Source organism: Oceaniradius stylonematis (assembly GCF_003149475.2).
Classification (GTDB): Bacteria; Pseudomonadota; Alphaproteobacteria; order Rhizobiales; family Rhizobiaceae; genus Roseitalea; species Roseitalea stylonematis.
On sequence record NZ_QFWV02000006.1, the window covers coordinates 112,706 to 127,600 of the forward strand.

Annotated in this window: 19 protein-coding genes; 18 read left to right on the forward strand and 1 reads right to left on the reverse strand. The window is 66.7% G+C overall.

Annotated elements, in window-relative coordinates:
* Positions 1–104: 104 nt before the first annotated feature.
* Entirely contained in the window at positions 105–530 is a 426-nt protein-coding gene (locus DEM25_RS10555) for a DUF983 domain-containing protein (RefSeq protein ID WP_109767304.1), read from the reverse strand.
* A 167-nt stretch (positions 531–697) separates the two neighbouring features.
* On the opposite strand from DEM25_RS10555, the gene DEM25_RS17625 reads away from it, so the two are divergent.
* The 18 genes from DEM25_RS17625 to DEM25_RS10635 all read left to right on the forward strand — a co-directional run bounded on the left by DEM25_RS17625 (position 698) and on the right by DEM25_RS10635 (position 14,875).
* Positions 698–1,108 carry a phospholipase D-like domain-containing protein gene (locus DEM25_RS17625; protein WP_109767303.1) on the forward strand — a complete coding sequence of 137 codons (411 nt, stop codon included), beginning with the start codon at positions 698–700 and terminating at the stop codon, positions 1,106–1,108.
* Positions 1,053–2,288 carry a DNA-packaging protein gene (locus tag DEM25_RS10560; RefSeq protein WP_245412866.1) on the forward strand — a complete coding sequence of 412 codons (1,236 nt, stop codon included), beginning with the start codon at positions 1,053–1,055 and terminating at the stop codon, positions 2,286–2,288. Before DEM25_RS17625 ends, DEM25_RS10560 begins: the two co-directional genes overlap by 56 nt.
* A 33-nt stretch (positions 2,289–2,321) precedes the next feature.
* Positions 2,322–3,524: a phage portal protein gene (locus DEM25_RS10565; protein ID WP_109767381.1), complete on the forward strand. Its 1,203-nt coding sequence runs from the start codon at positions 2,322–2,324 to the stop codon at positions 3,522–3,524.
* 5 nt (positions 3,525–3,529) lie between these two features.
* Entirely contained in the window at positions 3,530–3,880 is a 351-nt protein-coding gene (locus DEM25_RS10570) for a DUF6107 family protein (protein WP_109767301.1), read from the forward strand.
* Positions 3,867–4,556 (forward strand): HK97 family phage prohead protease, encoded by a 690-nt coding sequence (locus DEM25_RS10575; protein ID WP_109767300.1) that lies wholly within the window; start codon positions 3,867–3,869, stop codon positions 4,554–4,556. Before DEM25_RS10570 ends, DEM25_RS10575 begins: the two co-directional genes overlap by 14 nt.
* A gap of 59 nt (positions 4,557–4,615) precedes the next feature.
* Complete coding sequence (locus DEM25_RS10580) at positions 4,616–5,854, forward strand: phage major capsid protein (protein ID WP_245412874.1); 1,239 nt, start codon at positions 4,616–4,618, stop codon at positions 5,852–5,854.
* A 96-nt stretch (positions 5,855–5,950) separates the two neighbouring features.
* Positions 5,951–6,514, forward strand: a complete 564-nt coding sequence (locus DEM25_RS10585; protein WP_109767298.1) for a head-tail connector protein — start codon at positions 5,951–5,953, stop codon at positions 6,512–6,514.
* Positions 6,515–6,516: 2 nt separating this feature from the next.
* Positions 6,517–6,855 carry a head-tail adaptor protein gene (locus DEM25_RS10590; protein ID WP_109767297.1) on the forward strand — a complete coding sequence of 113 codons (339 nt, stop codon included), beginning with the start codon at positions 6,517–6,519 and terminating at the stop codon, positions 6,853–6,855.
* On the forward strand, positions 6,852–7,004 hold the full coding sequence (locus DEM25_RS17795; protein WP_158585245.1) for a hypothetical protein: 153 nt from the start codon (positions 6,852–6,854) through the stop codon (positions 7,002–7,004). The genes DEM25_RS10590 and DEM25_RS17795 overlap by 4 nt, the downstream gene beginning before the upstream one ends.
* The gene (locus tag DEM25_RS10595; RefSeq protein ID WP_109767296.1) at positions 7,001–7,411 is read left to right on the forward strand and encodes a DUF3168 domain-containing protein; all 411 of its coding nucleotides are present in this window, start codon (positions 7,001–7,003) and stop codon (positions 7,409–7,411) included. The genes DEM25_RS17795 and DEM25_RS10595 overlap by 4 nt, the downstream gene beginning before the upstream one ends.
* A gap of 36 nt (positions 7,412–7,447) precedes the next feature.
* Positions 7,448–7,861 (forward strand): phage major tail protein, TP901-1 family, encoded by a 414-nt coding sequence (locus tag DEM25_RS10600; RefSeq protein ID WP_109767295.1) that lies wholly within the window; start codon positions 7,448–7,450, stop codon positions 7,859–7,861.
* A complete protein-coding gene (locus tag DEM25_RS10605; RefSeq protein WP_196780349.1) occupies positions 7,858–8,184 on the forward strand; it encodes a gene transfer agent family protein in 327 nt (108 codons plus the stop codon). The genes DEM25_RS10600 and DEM25_RS10605 overlap by 4 nt, the downstream gene beginning before the upstream one ends.
* 3 nt (positions 8,185–8,187) lie before the next feature.
* Positions 8,188–8,412, forward strand: a complete 225-nt coding sequence (locus DEM25_RS10610) for a rcc01693 family protein (protein ID WP_109767294.1) — start codon at positions 8,188–8,190, stop codon at positions 8,410–8,412.
* Positions 8,405–8,986, forward strand: coding sequence for a phage tail tape measure protein (locus tag DEM25_RS10615; protein ID WP_109767293.1), 582 nt, complete (start codon positions 8,405–8,407; stop codon positions 8,984–8,986). Before DEM25_RS10610 ends, DEM25_RS10615 begins: the two co-directional genes overlap by 8 nt.
* A gap of 10 nt (positions 8,987–8,996) precedes the next feature.
* Positions 8,997–9,608: a phage distal tail protein, Rcc01695 family gene (locus tag DEM25_RS10620; RefSeq protein WP_109767292.1), complete on the forward strand. Its 612-nt coding sequence runs from the start codon at positions 8,997–8,999 to the stop codon at positions 9,606–9,608.
* On the forward strand, positions 9,605–10,501 hold the full coding sequence (locus DEM25_RS10625) for a phage/gene transfer agent baseplate hub protein (RefSeq protein WP_158585246.1): 897 nt from the start codon (positions 9,605–9,607) through the stop codon (positions 10,499–10,501). The genes DEM25_RS10620 and DEM25_RS10625 overlap by 4 nt, the downstream gene beginning before the upstream one ends.
* A complete protein-coding gene (locus DEM25_RS10630; protein WP_245412867.1) occupies positions 10,491–10,952 on the forward strand; it encodes an NlpC/P60 family protein in 462 nt (153 codons plus the stop codon). Before DEM25_RS10625 ends, DEM25_RS10630 begins: the two co-directional genes overlap by 11 nt.
* Positions 10,952–14,875, forward strand: coding sequence for a baseplate multidomain protein megatron (locus DEM25_RS10635; protein ID WP_109767289.1), 3,924 nt, complete (start codon positions 10,952–10,954; stop codon positions 14,873–14,875). The genes DEM25_RS10630 and DEM25_RS10635 overlap by 1 nt, the downstream gene beginning before the upstream one ends.
* Positions 14,876–14,895: the final 20 nt, after the last annotated feature.

Below are 14,895 nucleotides of genomic sequence, written 5' to 3' on the forward strand. Positions count from 1 at the left end.
CCCGGCCCCATTCATGCCAACTCGCAGAGCCCGCACCCCACAGGCTCCTGATCCTGTCTTGCCGCATTTCGCCATGTCCGGCAATGGCCCGCCCGTGTTTGGCGTTAACGACCGGCGCCGGTTCCGGCGTTCCCGGCCGGGTCCAGCGCGCCTTCGCGGGCACCGTGATAGTATTGCGTTGCAACCATCAGGCCTTTGAGCGGGCGCAGCGGTAGAACGCAGAACGCCAGCAGCAGGGGAAACGTCAAAAGCGCGTTGAGCCAATAGGGCGCGCCGACGGCGACCTCCATCCAGATCGCGAACGCGACCACCGGGATGCAGGCGAACGTGATGACGAAGAAGGCGGGCCCGTCCGCCGGATCGGCGAAGTCGTAGTCGAGACCGCACACCTCACAATGATCGGCCAACGCGAGGAAGCCCGAAAACAATCGGCCCCGGCCGCAGCGCGGGCATTTGCCCACGAGCCCGGTGTGCTGCGGTTTGATCGGCGGGTAATCGGTGGCAGTGCGCGCGTCGGAAGAGGTCGACATGGAAGGTCCGTTCAAAAAAATGCTCGATGATAGGAATATTTTCTTGACACCGTGACGGTGCCGGCGTAGGGTAGTGGCATAATCACAAAATTGGGTCGACACGGCGCTTCGTCGCATGACGAGGGCTGGATCGTTGGCCCATTGTGGGTTTTCAAGAGAGGTTTGCGATGGTTTCCGGATCGGGCCGCCAAGGCGCGGCGCCGTACATCGCCCTGCCGTCCCGTGTGTTTGAGGCGCTGGAGGCGCAGCTTGAGGTGCAGGCCGAGCGCGTGATCGCGCTGGGTGAGCAGAGCGTGGGCGTCGACAGGCCGTTTCTGGATGCCGTTCCGGCTTTGACCAAGGCGGCCGAGAGGTTTGGCGACCTCAAGGCTTTATGCGGTGACGCGGATGGCGAGACGCCTGAAGACGAACTGGCGGAACTGCGCGCCTTTTTTGAGGCGATCGACAAACGGATCGACGAGCTTGCCCATGAACGTGCCGCCGCGATGGTGGCTGACGACACCGTCGCGACATGTCCGGCGTGTGGCGCTCAGATGCGGACTTCTGGCCCTGCGGGAGGCGCAGACCCCGCCCCGTGACCGCAACTGGTCGACATGGCTTTTGCTGGGCGGGCGCGGATCGGGCAAGACGCGCGCCGGCGCCGAATGGGTGCATGGTCTTGCCAGCGCAGCCCGTCCGTTCGGCGACGGCATATCGGCGCCGATCGCCTTGATAGGCGAAACGATCGCCGATGTGCGCGATGTGATGATCGAGGGGCCGGCCGGCATTTTGCGTTCGGCGCTCTATAACCGGCCGGTCTACGAGGCAACGCGGCGCCGGCTGGTCTGGCCCACGGGCGCGGTGGCGCAGGTTTTTTCTGCGCATGATCCGGGCAGTTTGCGCGGGCCGCAATTCGCGGCCGCCTGGTGCGATGAGCTGGTCAAATGGCCCTATCCCGGCGAGTGCTGGGACATGCTGCAATTCGGCCTGCGCCTGGGCGACTGGCCGCGCCTGGCGGTGACGACAACGCCGAGGCCGCTCAAGCTTCTGGCGCGCATCATGGATGATGCCGCAACCGTCACCGTCCGGATGAGAACCGCCGACAATGCCGCCAATCTGGCGCGTGGCTTCCTGAACACGATGCAGGCGCGCTATGGCGGCACGCGGCTTGGACGGCAGGAACTCGATGCCGAAATCCTCGGCGAACGCGATGGTGCGCTCTGGACACGCGACCTGCTCGAGCGGAGCAGGTCAGCCGGCCGCGACGACCATCGGCGGATCGTCGTTGCCGTCGATCCTCCGGCCAGTGCGAAAGCGACTTCGGATGCGTGCGGCATCGTCATTGCCGGCCTCACCGATGAGGGCGTGGTCGACGTCATCGCCGATCACAGCATTGGCGCGGCGACGCCGCGCCAATGGGCTGGCCGCGCGGTTGCGGCCTACCACGCCGCAGGCGCCGACATCATGGTCGCCGAAGTCAACCAGGGCGGCGACATGGTCAAGAGCGTGATCGGCATGGTCGATCCGACCGTCAATGTCAGTCCGGTGCGGGCGACGCGCGCCAAATGGCTGCGCGCCGAACCGGTGGCCGCGCTCTATGAACAGGGCCGTGTGCGCCATGTGGGCGTGTTGGCAGAACTGGAAGACGAGATGTGCGATTTCGGGCTGGACGGGCTTTCTTCGGGCCGCTCTCCCGACCGGCTCGACGCGCTGGTCTGGGCGATCGGCGAACTGGTTTCCGGTGCGCGCGGCCGTCCGCGCGTCCGCGCGATCGTGTGAACAACGGAAGAACCGATGAACAGGGTCAAGACCATGCTCGGTCGATGGCGGGCACGCGCAAACGCCGCCGACACGCATCCGGCGGGCAACACTGTGCCTGAACACAAGTCGGCCATCGCGCAGGGCTTTGTCGCCATGCACACCATGCTCGATGCCGGCTGGACGCATGCCTCCTTCTCCGCCCTGGCACGCGAAGGGTTCATGCGCAATCCGATCGTGCACCGGTGTGTGCGGATGGTGTCGGAGGCCGCTGCCGCCGTCCCCTGGAGCGTGCAGGAAGGCGACCGCGACCTTGCCGAACATCCGCTTGTGGACACGCTCGAACGCCCCAATCTCGGCCAGTCGCGAACCGCATTGGCCGAGACGCTGTTCGGCAACCTGCTTCTGTCAGGCAATGCCTATCTGGAACGCGTCGAGGCCGCCGACGGCCGGATGCGGCTGCATGCGATCCGGCCCGACCGCGTGCGGATCGAGCATGACGAGCGCGGATGGCCGGCCCGCTGCATCATCGAAGGTGCCGACGGAGCGCGCACGATCGGCATGGACGATGACGGCCGCGCGCCGGCTGTCGTGCATCTGTCGCTCTACAATCCGCTCAGCGAGACCGATGGATTCGCTCCGCTCGAGGCCGCGCTGATGGCGCTCGACGTCCACAATGCCGCCGCCCAATGGAACAAGGCGCTGCTCGACAATGCGGCGCGGCCATCGGGCGCTCTGATCTATGCGCCGGGCGACGGCTCGACATTGACGGCCGAGCAATATGACCAGCTCAAGCGCGAACTTGCCGACGGCTATTCGGGCGCGCTCAATGCGGGCCGCCCGCTGCTGCTCGAAGGCGGGCTTGACTGGAAGGCGATGGGCCTGACGCCGCGCGACATGGACTTCATCGAAGCCAAGAACTCGGCCAGCCGCGACGTCGCGCTCGCCTTCGGCGTGCCGCCGATGCTCCTGGGCATTCCCGGCGACAACACCTATTCCAACTATCAGGAGGCACAGCGCGCCTTCTACCGCCTGACGGTTCTGCCGCTGGTCCGCCGGACGGTCGAAGCGCTCTCGGGCTGGCTGGCGCCTCTCTATCCGGGGCGCATGCGGATTGGCATTGATCTCGACCGGGTCGAAGGGCTGGCGGCCGAGCGCGACGCGCTATGGGCGCGGCTCGAAGCGGCCTCCTTCCTGACGGACACCGAAAAACGTGAAGCGGTCGGCTATGCGCCGACGCCGACACGGAACGGCTGACCATCATGACCGACATCAACCCGGCGGGCACGGTGTGGCTCGCCAAGCTGGCCGGCGCGATCGCCGGCTCGGCGATCTCGCTCGCCTATCTGTTTCCGCGCTCGCGCCGCGAGGCCGCGTTGCGGTTTATGACCGGCGTGACCGGCGGTGTCGTCTTCGGCACCACGGCCGGCGTCGCGGTCGCCGAACGCCTGGCGATCGCGGACGTGCTCAGCGAGTTCGAAACCGTACTGATGGGCGCCGCGCTTGCCTCGGTCAGTATCTGGTGGGCGATGGGTCTGGCGATCCGCTTTGCCGACCGCGGCGGCAGCCCGAAAGGAAAAAACGGCACAAGGAAGCCCGATGATCCCTCTTGATCGCAAATTCGCCGCGACCGAACTGGGCGATGTCGATGAGACAGGCACGTTCACCGGCTATGCGTCCGTGTTCGGCGCGGTCGATCTGGGTCAGGAAGTGGTCGCCGCCGGCGCGTTCACGAAATCGCTGGCCGAAAGGGGCGCCGGCGGCATCCGCATGCTGTTCCAGCACAATCCCGACGAGCCGATCGGCCACTGGCTGTCGGTCGAGGAGGATGCGCACGGCCTGAAGGTTTGTGGCCGGATCAGCACCGAAGTCGCGCGGGGCCGCGAGGTGCTGGCGCTGATGCAGGCGGGCGGTCTCGACGGCCTGTCGATCGGCTTCAAGACGGTGCGTGCCAAGACCGATGCAGCCACCGGCGCACGCCACATTCTCGAAGCCGATCTCTGGGAGATTTCCGTCGTCACCTTCCCGATGTTGCCCGAGGCACGGGTGGCGGCCGTCAAGGCCGCGCCGACCCTGCCGACGGTTCGGGACTTCGAACGTTGGCTCGTGCGCGATGCCGGGCTGACCAGACGGCAGGCCCGCACGGTCATCACCAAGGGGTTTGCCGCATTGGATCGCGGGCGGGAAGCCGCGTCCGGAACCGGTGCGCAGGACGGCCTTGTGCTTGCGAGCACCATCCGCCGTGCCGCCGATCATCTCACACTCAAGACCAAGGAACTGCGATCATGAGCACCCTCCAAACGTGCCGCATGGCTCCGGCGCGAAAGGCCGCCTCGGCCGCGCCGGCCATGCCCGCGGCCAAACCCATGCCCGTCTCCCATGCACAGGATGTCGCCGAGGCGTTCGACGATTTCATGCGGGCCTTCGACGCGTTCAAGCAGGCCAATGACGAACGTCTGCGCGAGTTGGAGAGCCAGCTCGGCGAGGATCCGGTCTCCGCCGACAAGGTGGACCGCATCAACCAGGCGGTTGACGAGCAAAAGCGAGTGCTTGAACGGCTGGTCGCCAAGGCCGCGCGGCCGGCAGCCGGCGGCGGCTTCGCCTTTGCTGGCGCGAGCGAACACAAGGCCGCTTTCGAGCGCTATGTGCGCGGCGGCGACGAAACCGGCCTGCGGCGTCTCGAAGCCAAGGCCATGTCCTATGGTTCGGGTCCCGACGGCGGTTTTCTCGTGCCGCCCGAGACCGAGACGGCCATCGCAGCCCGCTTGCGCGATTTGTCGCCTGTTCGCGCGCTGGCGACCGTGCGCCAGGTCACCGGCGCGGTGCTGAAAAAGCCGTTCGCCGTCAGCGGCCCTGCGGTCGGCTGGGTCGGCGAAACCGATGCGCGTCCCGAGACGGCGGCGGGAACGCTGGCCGAACTGCAGTTTCCAACGATGGAACTCTACGCCATGCCGGCGGCGACCGCGACCCTGCTCGAGGACAGCGCCGTCGACATCGACCAGTGGATTTCCGCCGAGGTCGAGGCGGCATTCGCAGAGCAGGAAGGAACGGCCTTCGTCAATGGCGACGGCGTCAACAAGCCGCGCGGCCTTCTCGACTACACCATGGTCGACGAGAGTGCGTGGAGCTGGGGCAATCTCGGCTATGTTCCAACCGGCACGGCCGGCGATCTGCCTGCCGACGACGCGACCGGCGTGCTGCTCGACACGGTGTTCACGCTCAAGGCCGGCTATCGGCAGAACGCATCCTGGCTGATGAGCCGCAAGACCCAGGCCGCCATCCGCAAGCTCAAGGATGCGGACGGAAACTATGTCTGGCAGCCTCCGGCAACGGCGGAGCAGAAGCCTTCCCTGATGGGCTTTTCGGTGCACGAATCCGAAGACATGCCGGCCATCGCCACAGACGCGCCTGCCATCGCCTTCGGCGATTTCGCGCGCGGCTATCTGGTGGTCGACCGGCGCGGCGTCTCGGTGCTGCGCGATCCCTATTCGGCCAAACCCTACGTGCTCTTCTACACCACCAAGCGCGTCGGAGGCGGCATCCAGGACTTCGATGCCATCAAGCTGATCCGGTTCGGCGTGAGCTGATAGGCGCGGCCTCGTCCCCCGCGCTTCACGCCGCAGCGGACGGCCCGGTCCGCCTCCCTGCCGGGCCGTCCGCATCCATTTCGCAAAGGACAAACAATGGTTCTGATGCCCATCGGCACGCCGGCCGTTCCGCCGGTGACGCTTGCGGACGCCAAGGCGCATCTGCGCGTCACCCATGAAGGAGAAGACACGCTGATCGCCGAACTGGTCGATGCCGCCGCGCGTTTTATCGCCGACGATACGGGCCTCGCCCTGATCGACCAGACTTGGCGTCTTTCGCTGTCCGAGGCGCCGGCGGCGCCCGTTTCGCTGCCGCGCCATCCCGTTGCCGCGATCGTTGCGGTCACAGTCTACGACCCGGACGGCGATCCGAACGTTCTGGAGGGCAGCGCCTACCGGCTCGACACCATGCGGCGGCCGGCCACCTTGACCTTCGAGCCGGGATCCCTGTCGGCCTCCATGACCGGCGTCGAGATCGACTTCCGCGCCGGCTTCGGACCCGCGGGACCCGCTGTGCCCGACACGCTGCGCCGCGCGATCCTGACCCTCGTCGCCCATTGGTACGAATTCCGGGGCAGCTACGGACCGAGCGAGCAGCCCGTTTCGGTTCCGATGGCCTATTCGCGCCTGGTGCGCGCCTGGCGCCGGATCGGCATCTGACCATGGCGCCGCAATCAATCGATCCTGGCCGGCTGCGCGTCCGTTTTGCGCTCGAAGAATGGGCGTCGGCGCCCGACGGGCAGGGCGGCTTCACCGACATGTGGACCCATGTCGCCCACGTCTGGGGCATGGTCGCCTCGTCACGCGCCACCGATCCGCTGCGCGCCGGCGCCGGAGAGCAGGTGACCGAGCGCACCATCGTGCTGCGCGCCGATCCCCGCGTCCGGCCTGCCATGGGTCTTGTGGCGGGCAGCGACCGTTTCGTCATCCAGACGGTGCACGACGAAGAAATGGGCGGGCGCCATCTGCGCTGCATCGCGACCAGCGAGGTGCCGCAGTGAAGACCGCCATCAGGACCACGGTCGACGATCTGGTCGGCGCTCTGCGCAAGGCGGTTCTGGCGCGCGCCGACGAACGCGCCACGCGGCTTGCCGACGAGGCGTCAACCAATGGCCGCGCTCCAGCCAAGAATGAGGACAAGCGGTCATGACCGGCGATCTTCACGCCTGGCTCCTCGACCGGCTGTCGAACGATGCCGCGCTCGTGGCCGATCTCGGCGATCCGCCGCGCGTCTTCGACAGGCCGCCGCCGCGTCGCGCCTTGCCCAGCGTCTATGTCGGCCGGATCGAGGTGGCGGACTGGAGCACCGACGATGCGCGCGGGCAGGCGGTGTCCGTCGTCATTCACGCCTATGCGCGCGGTCCCGGCCGAACCGATATCGACCGGATCGTTGCCCGCATCGAGAGCACGCTGACCGATGCGGTCCCGGCGACAGCCCAGTCCACACGGATCGTGCTGGCAATGCCGGTCGCCATATCGACAGCCTATGAGCGCGGACAGGCCGCCTTCCACGCAACGCTGCGGTTGCGTTTCCTGTGCGCGGCGGCCGGTGCGTGATCCGGAACAACCCGACATCCGAAACGGAGACCTCCCATGACCGCCCAGCGTGGCAAGGACATCCTTTTGAAATTCTTCGACGACGGTCAGCAGGCGTTCGTCTCCGTGGCGGGACTGCGCACCAAGCGGATCGCTTTCAATGCGCAGACCGTCGACATCACCGACACGGAGTCGGCCGGCCGGTGGCGCGAGCTTCTGGGCGGTGCGGGCGTGCGGCGCGCCTCCATTTCCGGATCAGGCATCTTCAAGGATGCGGCGTCCGATGCGCTTGTCCGGCAAGCCTTCTTCGATGGCACGATCGATCAGTGGGAGATCGTGATCCCCGATTTCGGAGCGATCTCGGGCGCGTTCGCGATCACCGCGCTCGACTATGCCGGAAACCATGATGGTGAGGTGACGTTCGAGACGGCTCTTGAATCCGCCGGCGAACTGACCTTCGGAGCATTGTGATGCTGGTCAATCGCAGACGCGGCGAGATTGTCGCCAATCTGGGCGGCAAGGACCGTTGCCTGTGCCTGACGCTCGGAGCGTTGGCAAAACTCGAAAGCGCCTTTGCCGTCGGAGATCTGGGCGCTCTTGGCGAGCGTTTTTCGTCCGGCCGGCTGTCGGCGCGCGACCTGTTGACCATCATCCATGCGGGCCTTGAAGGCGGTGGCCACACATTCACGCTCGACGATGTGGCCGAGATGCAGGCCGAAGGCGGGCTGGCCGGATATGCGGCGATCGTCAGCGAATTGCTGGCTGCGACCTTTGGCCCGGCCGAGGAAAACTGATCGATGCGGCGCGCCTTTCCCTGGAACGACGCCATCGTGTTCGGGCTTGGCATCATGCGGCTTGCGCCGCAGGCGTTCTGGGCGATGACACCACGCGAACTTGCGGCGGCCATGTCGGTTGCACACGGCGCCGGGACCTTGGCGCCATCGCGCCGCACACTTGAGGATTTGCTGTCGGCATTTCCCGATAGCGGCACGTCCGAGCTGGGACCGAACCACCATGGATGAAGAACTGATCGTCACTGTCGATGCCGACACGACAGGGCTCGAAACCGCGCTCGCGACGCTCAAGAACGAAGCCGAGAGCTTCGGCCGGACGATGACCGGCGCATTGAGCGACATCGTCATCAAGGGCAAGTCGGTGGAGGACGTTCTGCGCGGCATCGCCATGAGCATGTCGCGCAACGCACTCAACCGGGGCCTGGCGCCGCTGCAGTCCATGTTCGACGGTTTCGGCCGATCGGTTCTCGGCGGGTTACTGGGCGCGGCAAAGCCGTTTGCCGCGGGCGGGGTCGCATCGACCGGTCTTTTTGCAGGCGGAGGCGGGGTTCTGGCTGCACCGGCCTATTTCCCGCACGGCAACGGATTTGGCGTTGCGGGAGAGGCCGGTGCCGAGGCCATCCTGCCGCTCAGACGCGGTGCGGACGGCCGTCTGGGTGTCGCCGCGCGCGGACCGAGCGAGGCCCCCGCGCAGGTCGTCGTCAACATTTCGACACCCGACGTAAGGGGCTTCGAGCGCTCCCGGTCCCAGGTCAGCGCGGCGCTCACCCGCGCCGTGATGCGCGGCCGGCGCAGCGTCTGAGGAGCGGGCCATGGCCGATTTTCACGATGTCGCATTCCTTCCGCGCCTGCCTTTCGGCATCAATGTCGCCAGCCGCCGGCACATCGATGTCGTCGCCCTGTCTTCGGGTCACGAGATCCGCAACAGCCGGACCGCCGAGACGATGCGGCAATATACGATCCCTGTCGGCACGCGTCCGATGGCCGAAATCCGCGCCATCCTGACGTTCTTCGAGGCGCGTGGCGGGCCGTTGCATGCCTTCCGGTTCCGCGATCCGGTCGAACCTTCGACCGGACCCGATGGCGGCGTTCCCGATGCATCGGACGTACATCTGGGCACGGGCGACGGCGCGCTAACGCAATTTCAGCTCACGACCGCGAGCGGCCGCGTCATCCGCAAGCCCGAGCCGTCAAGCGTGGTCATGGCCCTCGACGGATCCGTCATCGATCCCGGTTCGGTTTCGGTCGATGCGGCGACGGGCATCGTCACTCTTTCGGCCGCTCCGGCCCCCGGCGTCGCCCTCACCGGCGGCTGCCTGTTCGATGTACCGGTGCGTTTTGAGAACCAATCGCTGCAGATCACGCGCGCCGACCCCGACGCGGGCGCGCTCGACGACCTGGTCCTGACCGAGGTGATCGCGTGAGAACCCTGCATCCCGATCTTCAGACCCATCTGGAAAACGATGCCACCACGGTCTGTCTGGCGTGGATCGTCCGGCGAACCGACGGCGCCTCGCTCGGCTTCACCGACCATGACCGGCCGCTGATGATTGCCGGCACGCTGTGCGAGCCGCAGACGGGGTTCACCGCCGGCGCGGCCGAGGCGTCGATGGGTCTGGGTGGCGACATCTCGGATGTTTCGGGCGCCTTGTCATCATCGGCAGTCTCGGAAACCGACATCGAACGCGGCGCATATGACGGCGCCGATGTCGCGCTCTATCTGGTCAACTGGGAAGCGCCGGAAACGGCAAGCCTGCTGCGCCGTTTCCATGTCGGAGAGATCACGCGCGAGGGCCGGGCCTTTCGGGTCGAATTGCGCAGTCTGTCGGCGACGCTCGACCAGCCGCGCGGCCGCTTCTTCACCCGCCATTGCGATGCCGGGCTCGGCGATGCACGCTGCGGTTTTGCACTGTCAGCCACGCCGGGATACAGCGCCTCGGGCACCGTTTCGGGCGGCGACGGCGCCCGCTCGATCGACCTGGCCGGGATCGGCGTTCACCCGGACCGCTGGTTCGACCATGGCGTGTTGCGGTTCGATGGCGGCGTCCGCGCCGGCGACATGCTTTCCGTCTCAGCGGCCAGCCTGTCCGATGCATCGATCATGCGCATTCTGCTGCGCGAACCGGTCGGCGTGTCGCCCGCGACAGGCGACCCGGTGACGCTGTTCGCCGGCTGCGACAAGACGTTCGCGACGTGCAAGGCCAAGTTCTCCAACCAGCTCAATTTTCAGGGGTTCCCGCACATGCCCGGCGACGACCGGGCGCTCAGCTATGTTCATTCCGACGCCGTGTTCGATGGCGGGCCCCTTGTCCCCTGATCCGCTGCGCATGGCGATCGTTGCGGCCGCGCGCCGCTGGATCGGCACGCCTTATCGCCACCAGGCGGCCCGGCGCGGCGTCGGCTGCGATTGCCTTGGGCTCGTCGCCGGTGTCTGGGCCGATGTCTATGGTGCGATGCCTGACTACGACCGCTCCTATTCGGCCGATTGGGCTGAGAGCGCCGGTGCCGGAGAACCGCTGCTCGGCGCCTGCAAGGCCCGCTGCAGCGCTGTCTTTGTCGGGGACGAACAAGCTGGCGATCTTCTCGTCTTCCGATGGTCGCCCCACGTCGCCGCCAAGCACCTGGCGATTATGGCGGCGCCGGCGATGATGATCCATGCGCGCGAGCGCCACGCGGTTTGCGAGACCGCGCTTACGCACTGGTGGAAACGGCGTCTGGCGGCGGTGTTCGCATTTCCCTTTCACGGCGATTTTTCGGCAGCGCGCTGATGGCGACGCTTCTGCTTCAGGCCGCCGGCGGGTTGCTGGGCGGCGCATTCGGCACGTTCGGCGCCACAGTGGGCACCGCTGCAGGTGCCCTCGCTGGCTACTGGATCGACCAGCGTCTGTTCGGCGCCAGCCAGCATGCCGAGGGACCGCGCCTGACCGAACAGCGGCCGATGACGGCCGAGGAGGGTGTCCCGGTAGCCCGCGCCTATGGCCATGTGCGGCTCGCCGGCACGGTCATCTGGGCAACGCGTTTCGAGGAGGAGACGACGACCGAACGCCAGGGCGGCAAGGGCGGTCCGAAGGTCACGACCACCACCTACAGCTATTTCGGCAATGTCGCGGTGGCCCTGTGCGAAGGGCCGGTTGCCATGGTCAAGCGCGTCTGGGCGGACGGCCGCGAAATCGACCTGACTGAAATCACCGTACGCGTCCACACCGGTGAAGCCGGACAGACGGCCGACCCATTGCTTGAGGTAAAGCAGGGCGCGGACAACACCCCCGCCTACAGGAATATCGCCTATCTGGTCTTTGAGCGCTTTCCGCTCGAGGATTTCGGCAATCGCATTCCGCAGATCGAAGCCGAAGTGATCCGGCCGGTCGGCGAACTCGAGAAGGGGTTGACCGCCGTCTCGGTCATTCCCGGCGCGACCGAGCACGGCCTTTCGCCAAGCTCCGCCATCAGCCAGCTTGGCCCGGGCGAAACGGTCGAACACAATCGCCACATCCTTTATGCGGGCAATGACTGGTCGGCCTCGATCGATGAATTGCAGGCGATCTGCCCGAACCTGAGGCATGTCTCGCTCATCGTCACATGGTTCGGTGACGATCTGCGCGCTGGCGGCTGTTCGCTCAGGCCCGGCGTCACACAACGCCAGATGGGCGAGGAAAGTCCGCCCTGGAAGGTCAGCGGTCTGAGCCGCCAGAGCGCCGATTCTCGTCTGGTCAGCCGGGTCGAGGGCCGCCCCGCCTATGGCGGAACGCCGACTGACGCCTCCGTCATCGAAGCCATTCGCGATCTGAAGGCGCGCGGCCTTTCGGTCATGCTGCATCCCTTCATCATGATGGATGTTCCGCAGGACAACGCGCTGCCCGACCCTTATGACGGTGCGGTGCAGGCGCCCTATCCCTGGCGCGGGCGGATCACCTGCTTTCCCGGCCCCGCACAGGCGGGCAGCGCGGACGGGACGGCGACGGCGCAAAGCCAGGTTGCAGCATTCGTCGGCGCCACCCAGCCCGCCGATCTGGCGGTGAGCGGCGAGATGGTGGTTCCCGGCCCCGGCGCCGATTGGGGCTATCGGCGCCTCGTCCTGCACACGGCTCGCCTCGCACAGATCGCTGGCGGCGTCGATGCCATGCTGATCGGCAGCGAGTTGCGCGGCCTGACATGTCTGCGCAATGCGTCCAACCAGTTTCCGTTCGTCGATGCGCTGCGCCAACTGGCAAGTGACGTTCGTGCGATACTCGGGCCGGGCTGCAAGCTGAGCTATGGCGCCGACTGGTCGGAATATTTCGGCTATCATCCGGCCGACGGCTCGGGCGATGTCTTCTATCATCTCGATCAGCTCTGGGCGGCGCCCGAGATCGATGCGGTGGGCATTGACAATTACATGCCTCTGTCCGACTGGCGCGCGGCCGATGCGTTTTCCGACCAGGGCAACCCCGATGGCATGCGCGCCGACAATGACGCGGCCGCCATGCAGGCAGCGATCGCCGCTGGCGAAGGATTTGACTGGTACTATGCGAGCGATGCCGGCCGTGCGGACCGCATGCGTTCGCCGATTACCGACGGAGCCCATGGCAAGCCATGGGTCTATCGCTACAAGGATCTGGTCTCCTGGTGGTCGAACGTTCACGTCGACCGGCGTGGCGGCGCCGAGACCGGGCCGCAATCGCCGTGGGTGCCCTATGGCAAGCCGATCTGGATGACCGAGACTGGATGCCCCGCCGTCGATGCGGGCGCCAATCAACCCAATGTCTTCCCCGATCCCAAGTCGAGCGAAAGTGCACGGCCGCACCATTCGGCCGGCACGCGCGGCGACGGGGTCCAGCGGGCCTTCCTGACGGCGCATCAAAGGCACTGGGTCCAGGTGGGCGCGCCAGCGAACCCCGTCGCCCCCGGCACATCGGTGCCGATGGTCGATCCCGAACGGCAGTACATCTGGGCCTGGGACGCCCGGCCCTATCCCGAGTTTCCGCGCAATGGCACCATCTGGGGCGACGGGCCGAACTGGCTGACCGGACACTGGATCAATGGGCGCCTCGGCTGCGCCCCGCTCGCGGGACTGATCGGCGCCATCTTCGCAGATCACGGCCTGCCGGCGCCCGATGTCGAGGCCGTCAGGGGCGTTGTGCAGGGCATGACGGTGCTGACGCCCGGCAGCATCCGCCAGACGCTCGAACCGCTTGTCGATGCGTTCGGGCTGGTTGCAACGGACACGGGCGACGCCCAGGCACCGCTGATCCGGATCGCCGACCCCGACTATCGACCGGTCGCGGTTCCTCGCGCGCAGCTTTGTCTGGGCAAGGAGCATGGCGACCGCACGCTGATATCGGGGCAAGCCGATGAATTGCCCTCCGAGGTGGTGCTCCGCTATCGCGACGCGCTGACCGACTACCGCACCCAATCGGCACGTTCGCGCCGGCGGGATGGGCCGTCCGCCATGCTGATTGACGCCAATCTGCCTTGTACGCTGCATCCCGAAGGCGCGCTCGCCGTCGCGAACGCGATGCTGGATCGTCTCTGGTTTGGCCGCGACACGCTGAAATTCCATCTGCCGCTGCGCTTTGCGGGCCTTGAACCGGGCGATGTCGTCGCCTTTGACGACAATCCGCGCGGCCATTGGCGCATCACCGCGATCGATCTGACGGACCGTCTTGAGATCACGGCACGCTCCATCGTCCGGTCGCTGTCACCGGCAATGCCGCCGGCGTTTTCCGTCCACTCCGCGTCACCTGAAGCATCGGGCAGGTTTGGCGGGCCGCCGGAAACGGTTCTGCTCGACTTACCCATGCTCGATCAAACGACCGTCGAGAACAATCACCGGATCGCTGTACACGCCGTGCCTGATCGTCCGCACGCGGTGCTGTCATCGCCGGGCGCCGACGGGTTCGAACTGCGCCAGACGGTTGCCGGCAACGCGATCATGGGCACGCTGCTGACACCGTTGTCGCCCGGCCCGCCGGGCCGGTATGACCGTGCCAGCACGGTTCATGCCCGCCTGTTCGGTGGCGAGTTTTCGTCCGTAACCCGGGAACTTTTGCTGGCCGGGCGCAACGCACTGGCGGTCGAGATCACAGGCGGTCTGTTCGAGGTGCTCCAGTTCCGCTTCGCGGAAGAAGTGGCGCCCGGCGAGTGGCGTCTTTGGGAGCTTCTGCGCGGTCAGGCCGGAACCGACGATGCCGCGGCTGCCGGCGCGCCGGCGGGCGGCCGGATCGTCTTTCTGGACCGTCGCGTCCCGCCTTCGGGGCTCACCGCCGCAGAGGCCGGCCGAACGCTCAACTGGCGGATCGGCCCCGCCGGCAGGACGTTTTCCTCGCGTTACTTCACAGTCTTGACGGCAATCGCCGGAACGCGGGCCTTGCTGCCGCTCTCGCCGGTTCATCCCCGCGCTCATCTTATGCCGGACGGCGCGGTCCAATTGTCGTGGATCCGCAGGAGCCGGATCGGCGGCGATGTGGCGATCGGCGGCTCAACTCCGCTCGGCGAGGAGCGCGAGCTTTATCGCGTCACGCTGTTCGATGGCAGCGGGGCGCCAATCCATACCGCTGAGCCCGACGCGTCTTCACTGACGCTTTCGCCAGCCGGCATCGTCTCGATCTTCGGTTCCGTACCGGACGCGATCGACGCCGAGATCAGGCAAGTCAGCGCCCGTGTCGGCGACGGCCTGGCGATGCGCACGATCCTGCATTTGACCCCCAATTGATCATCCCACCTGAAAGGATC

Coding starts and splice junctions, on each gene's coding strand:
- DEM25_RS10555 (WP_109767304.1), bottom strand. CDS start 530: ATGTCGACCTCTTCCGACGCGCGCACTGCCACCGATTACCCGCCGATC.
- DEM25_RS17625 (WP_109767303.1), top strand. CDS start 698: ATGGTTTCCGGATCGGGCCGCCAAGGCGCGGCGCCGTACATCGCCCTG.
- DEM25_RS10565 (WP_109767381.1), top strand. CDS start 2,322: ATGCTCGGTCGATGGCGGGCACGCGCAAACGCCGCCGACACGCATCCG.
- DEM25_RS10570 (WP_109767301.1), top strand. CDS start 3,530: ATGACCGACATCAACCCGGCGGGCACGGTGTGGCTCGCCAAGCTGGCC.
- DEM25_RS10575 (WP_109767300.1), top strand. CDS start 3,867: ATGATCCCTCTTGATCGCAAATTCGCCGCGACCGAACTGGGCGATGTC.
- DEM25_RS10580 (WP_245412874.1), top strand. CDS start 4,616: ATGCCCGCGGCCAAACCCATGCCCGTCTCCCATGCACAGGATGTCGCC.
- DEM25_RS10585 (WP_109767298.1), top strand. CDS start 5,951: ATGGTTCTGATGCCCATCGGCACGCCGGCCGTTCCGCCGGTGACGCTT.
- DEM25_RS10590 (WP_109767297.1), top strand. CDS start 6,517: ATGGCGCCGCAATCAATCGATCCTGGCCGGCTGCGCGTCCGTTTTGCG.
- DEM25_RS10595 (WP_109767296.1), top strand. CDS start 7,001: ATGACCGGCGATCTTCACGCCTGGCTCCTCGACCGGCTGTCGAACGAT.
- DEM25_RS10600 (WP_109767295.1), top strand. CDS start 7,448: ATGACCGCCCAGCGTGGCAAGGACATCCTTTTGAAATTCTTCGACGAC.
- DEM25_RS10610 (WP_109767294.1), top strand. CDS start 8,188: ATGCGGCGCGCCTTTCCCTGGAACGACGCCATCGTGTTCGGGCTTGGC.
- DEM25_RS10615 (WP_109767293.1), top strand. CDS start 8,405: ATGGATGAAGAACTGATCGTCACTGTCGATGCCGACACGACAGGGCTC.
- DEM25_RS10620 (WP_109767292.1), top strand. CDS start 8,997: ATGGCCGATTTTCACGATGTCGCATTCCTTCCGCGCCTGCCTTTCGGC.
- DEM25_RS10635 (WP_109767289.1), top strand. CDS start 10,952: ATGGCGACGCTTCTGCTTCAGGCCGCCGGCGGGTTGCTGGGCGGCGCA.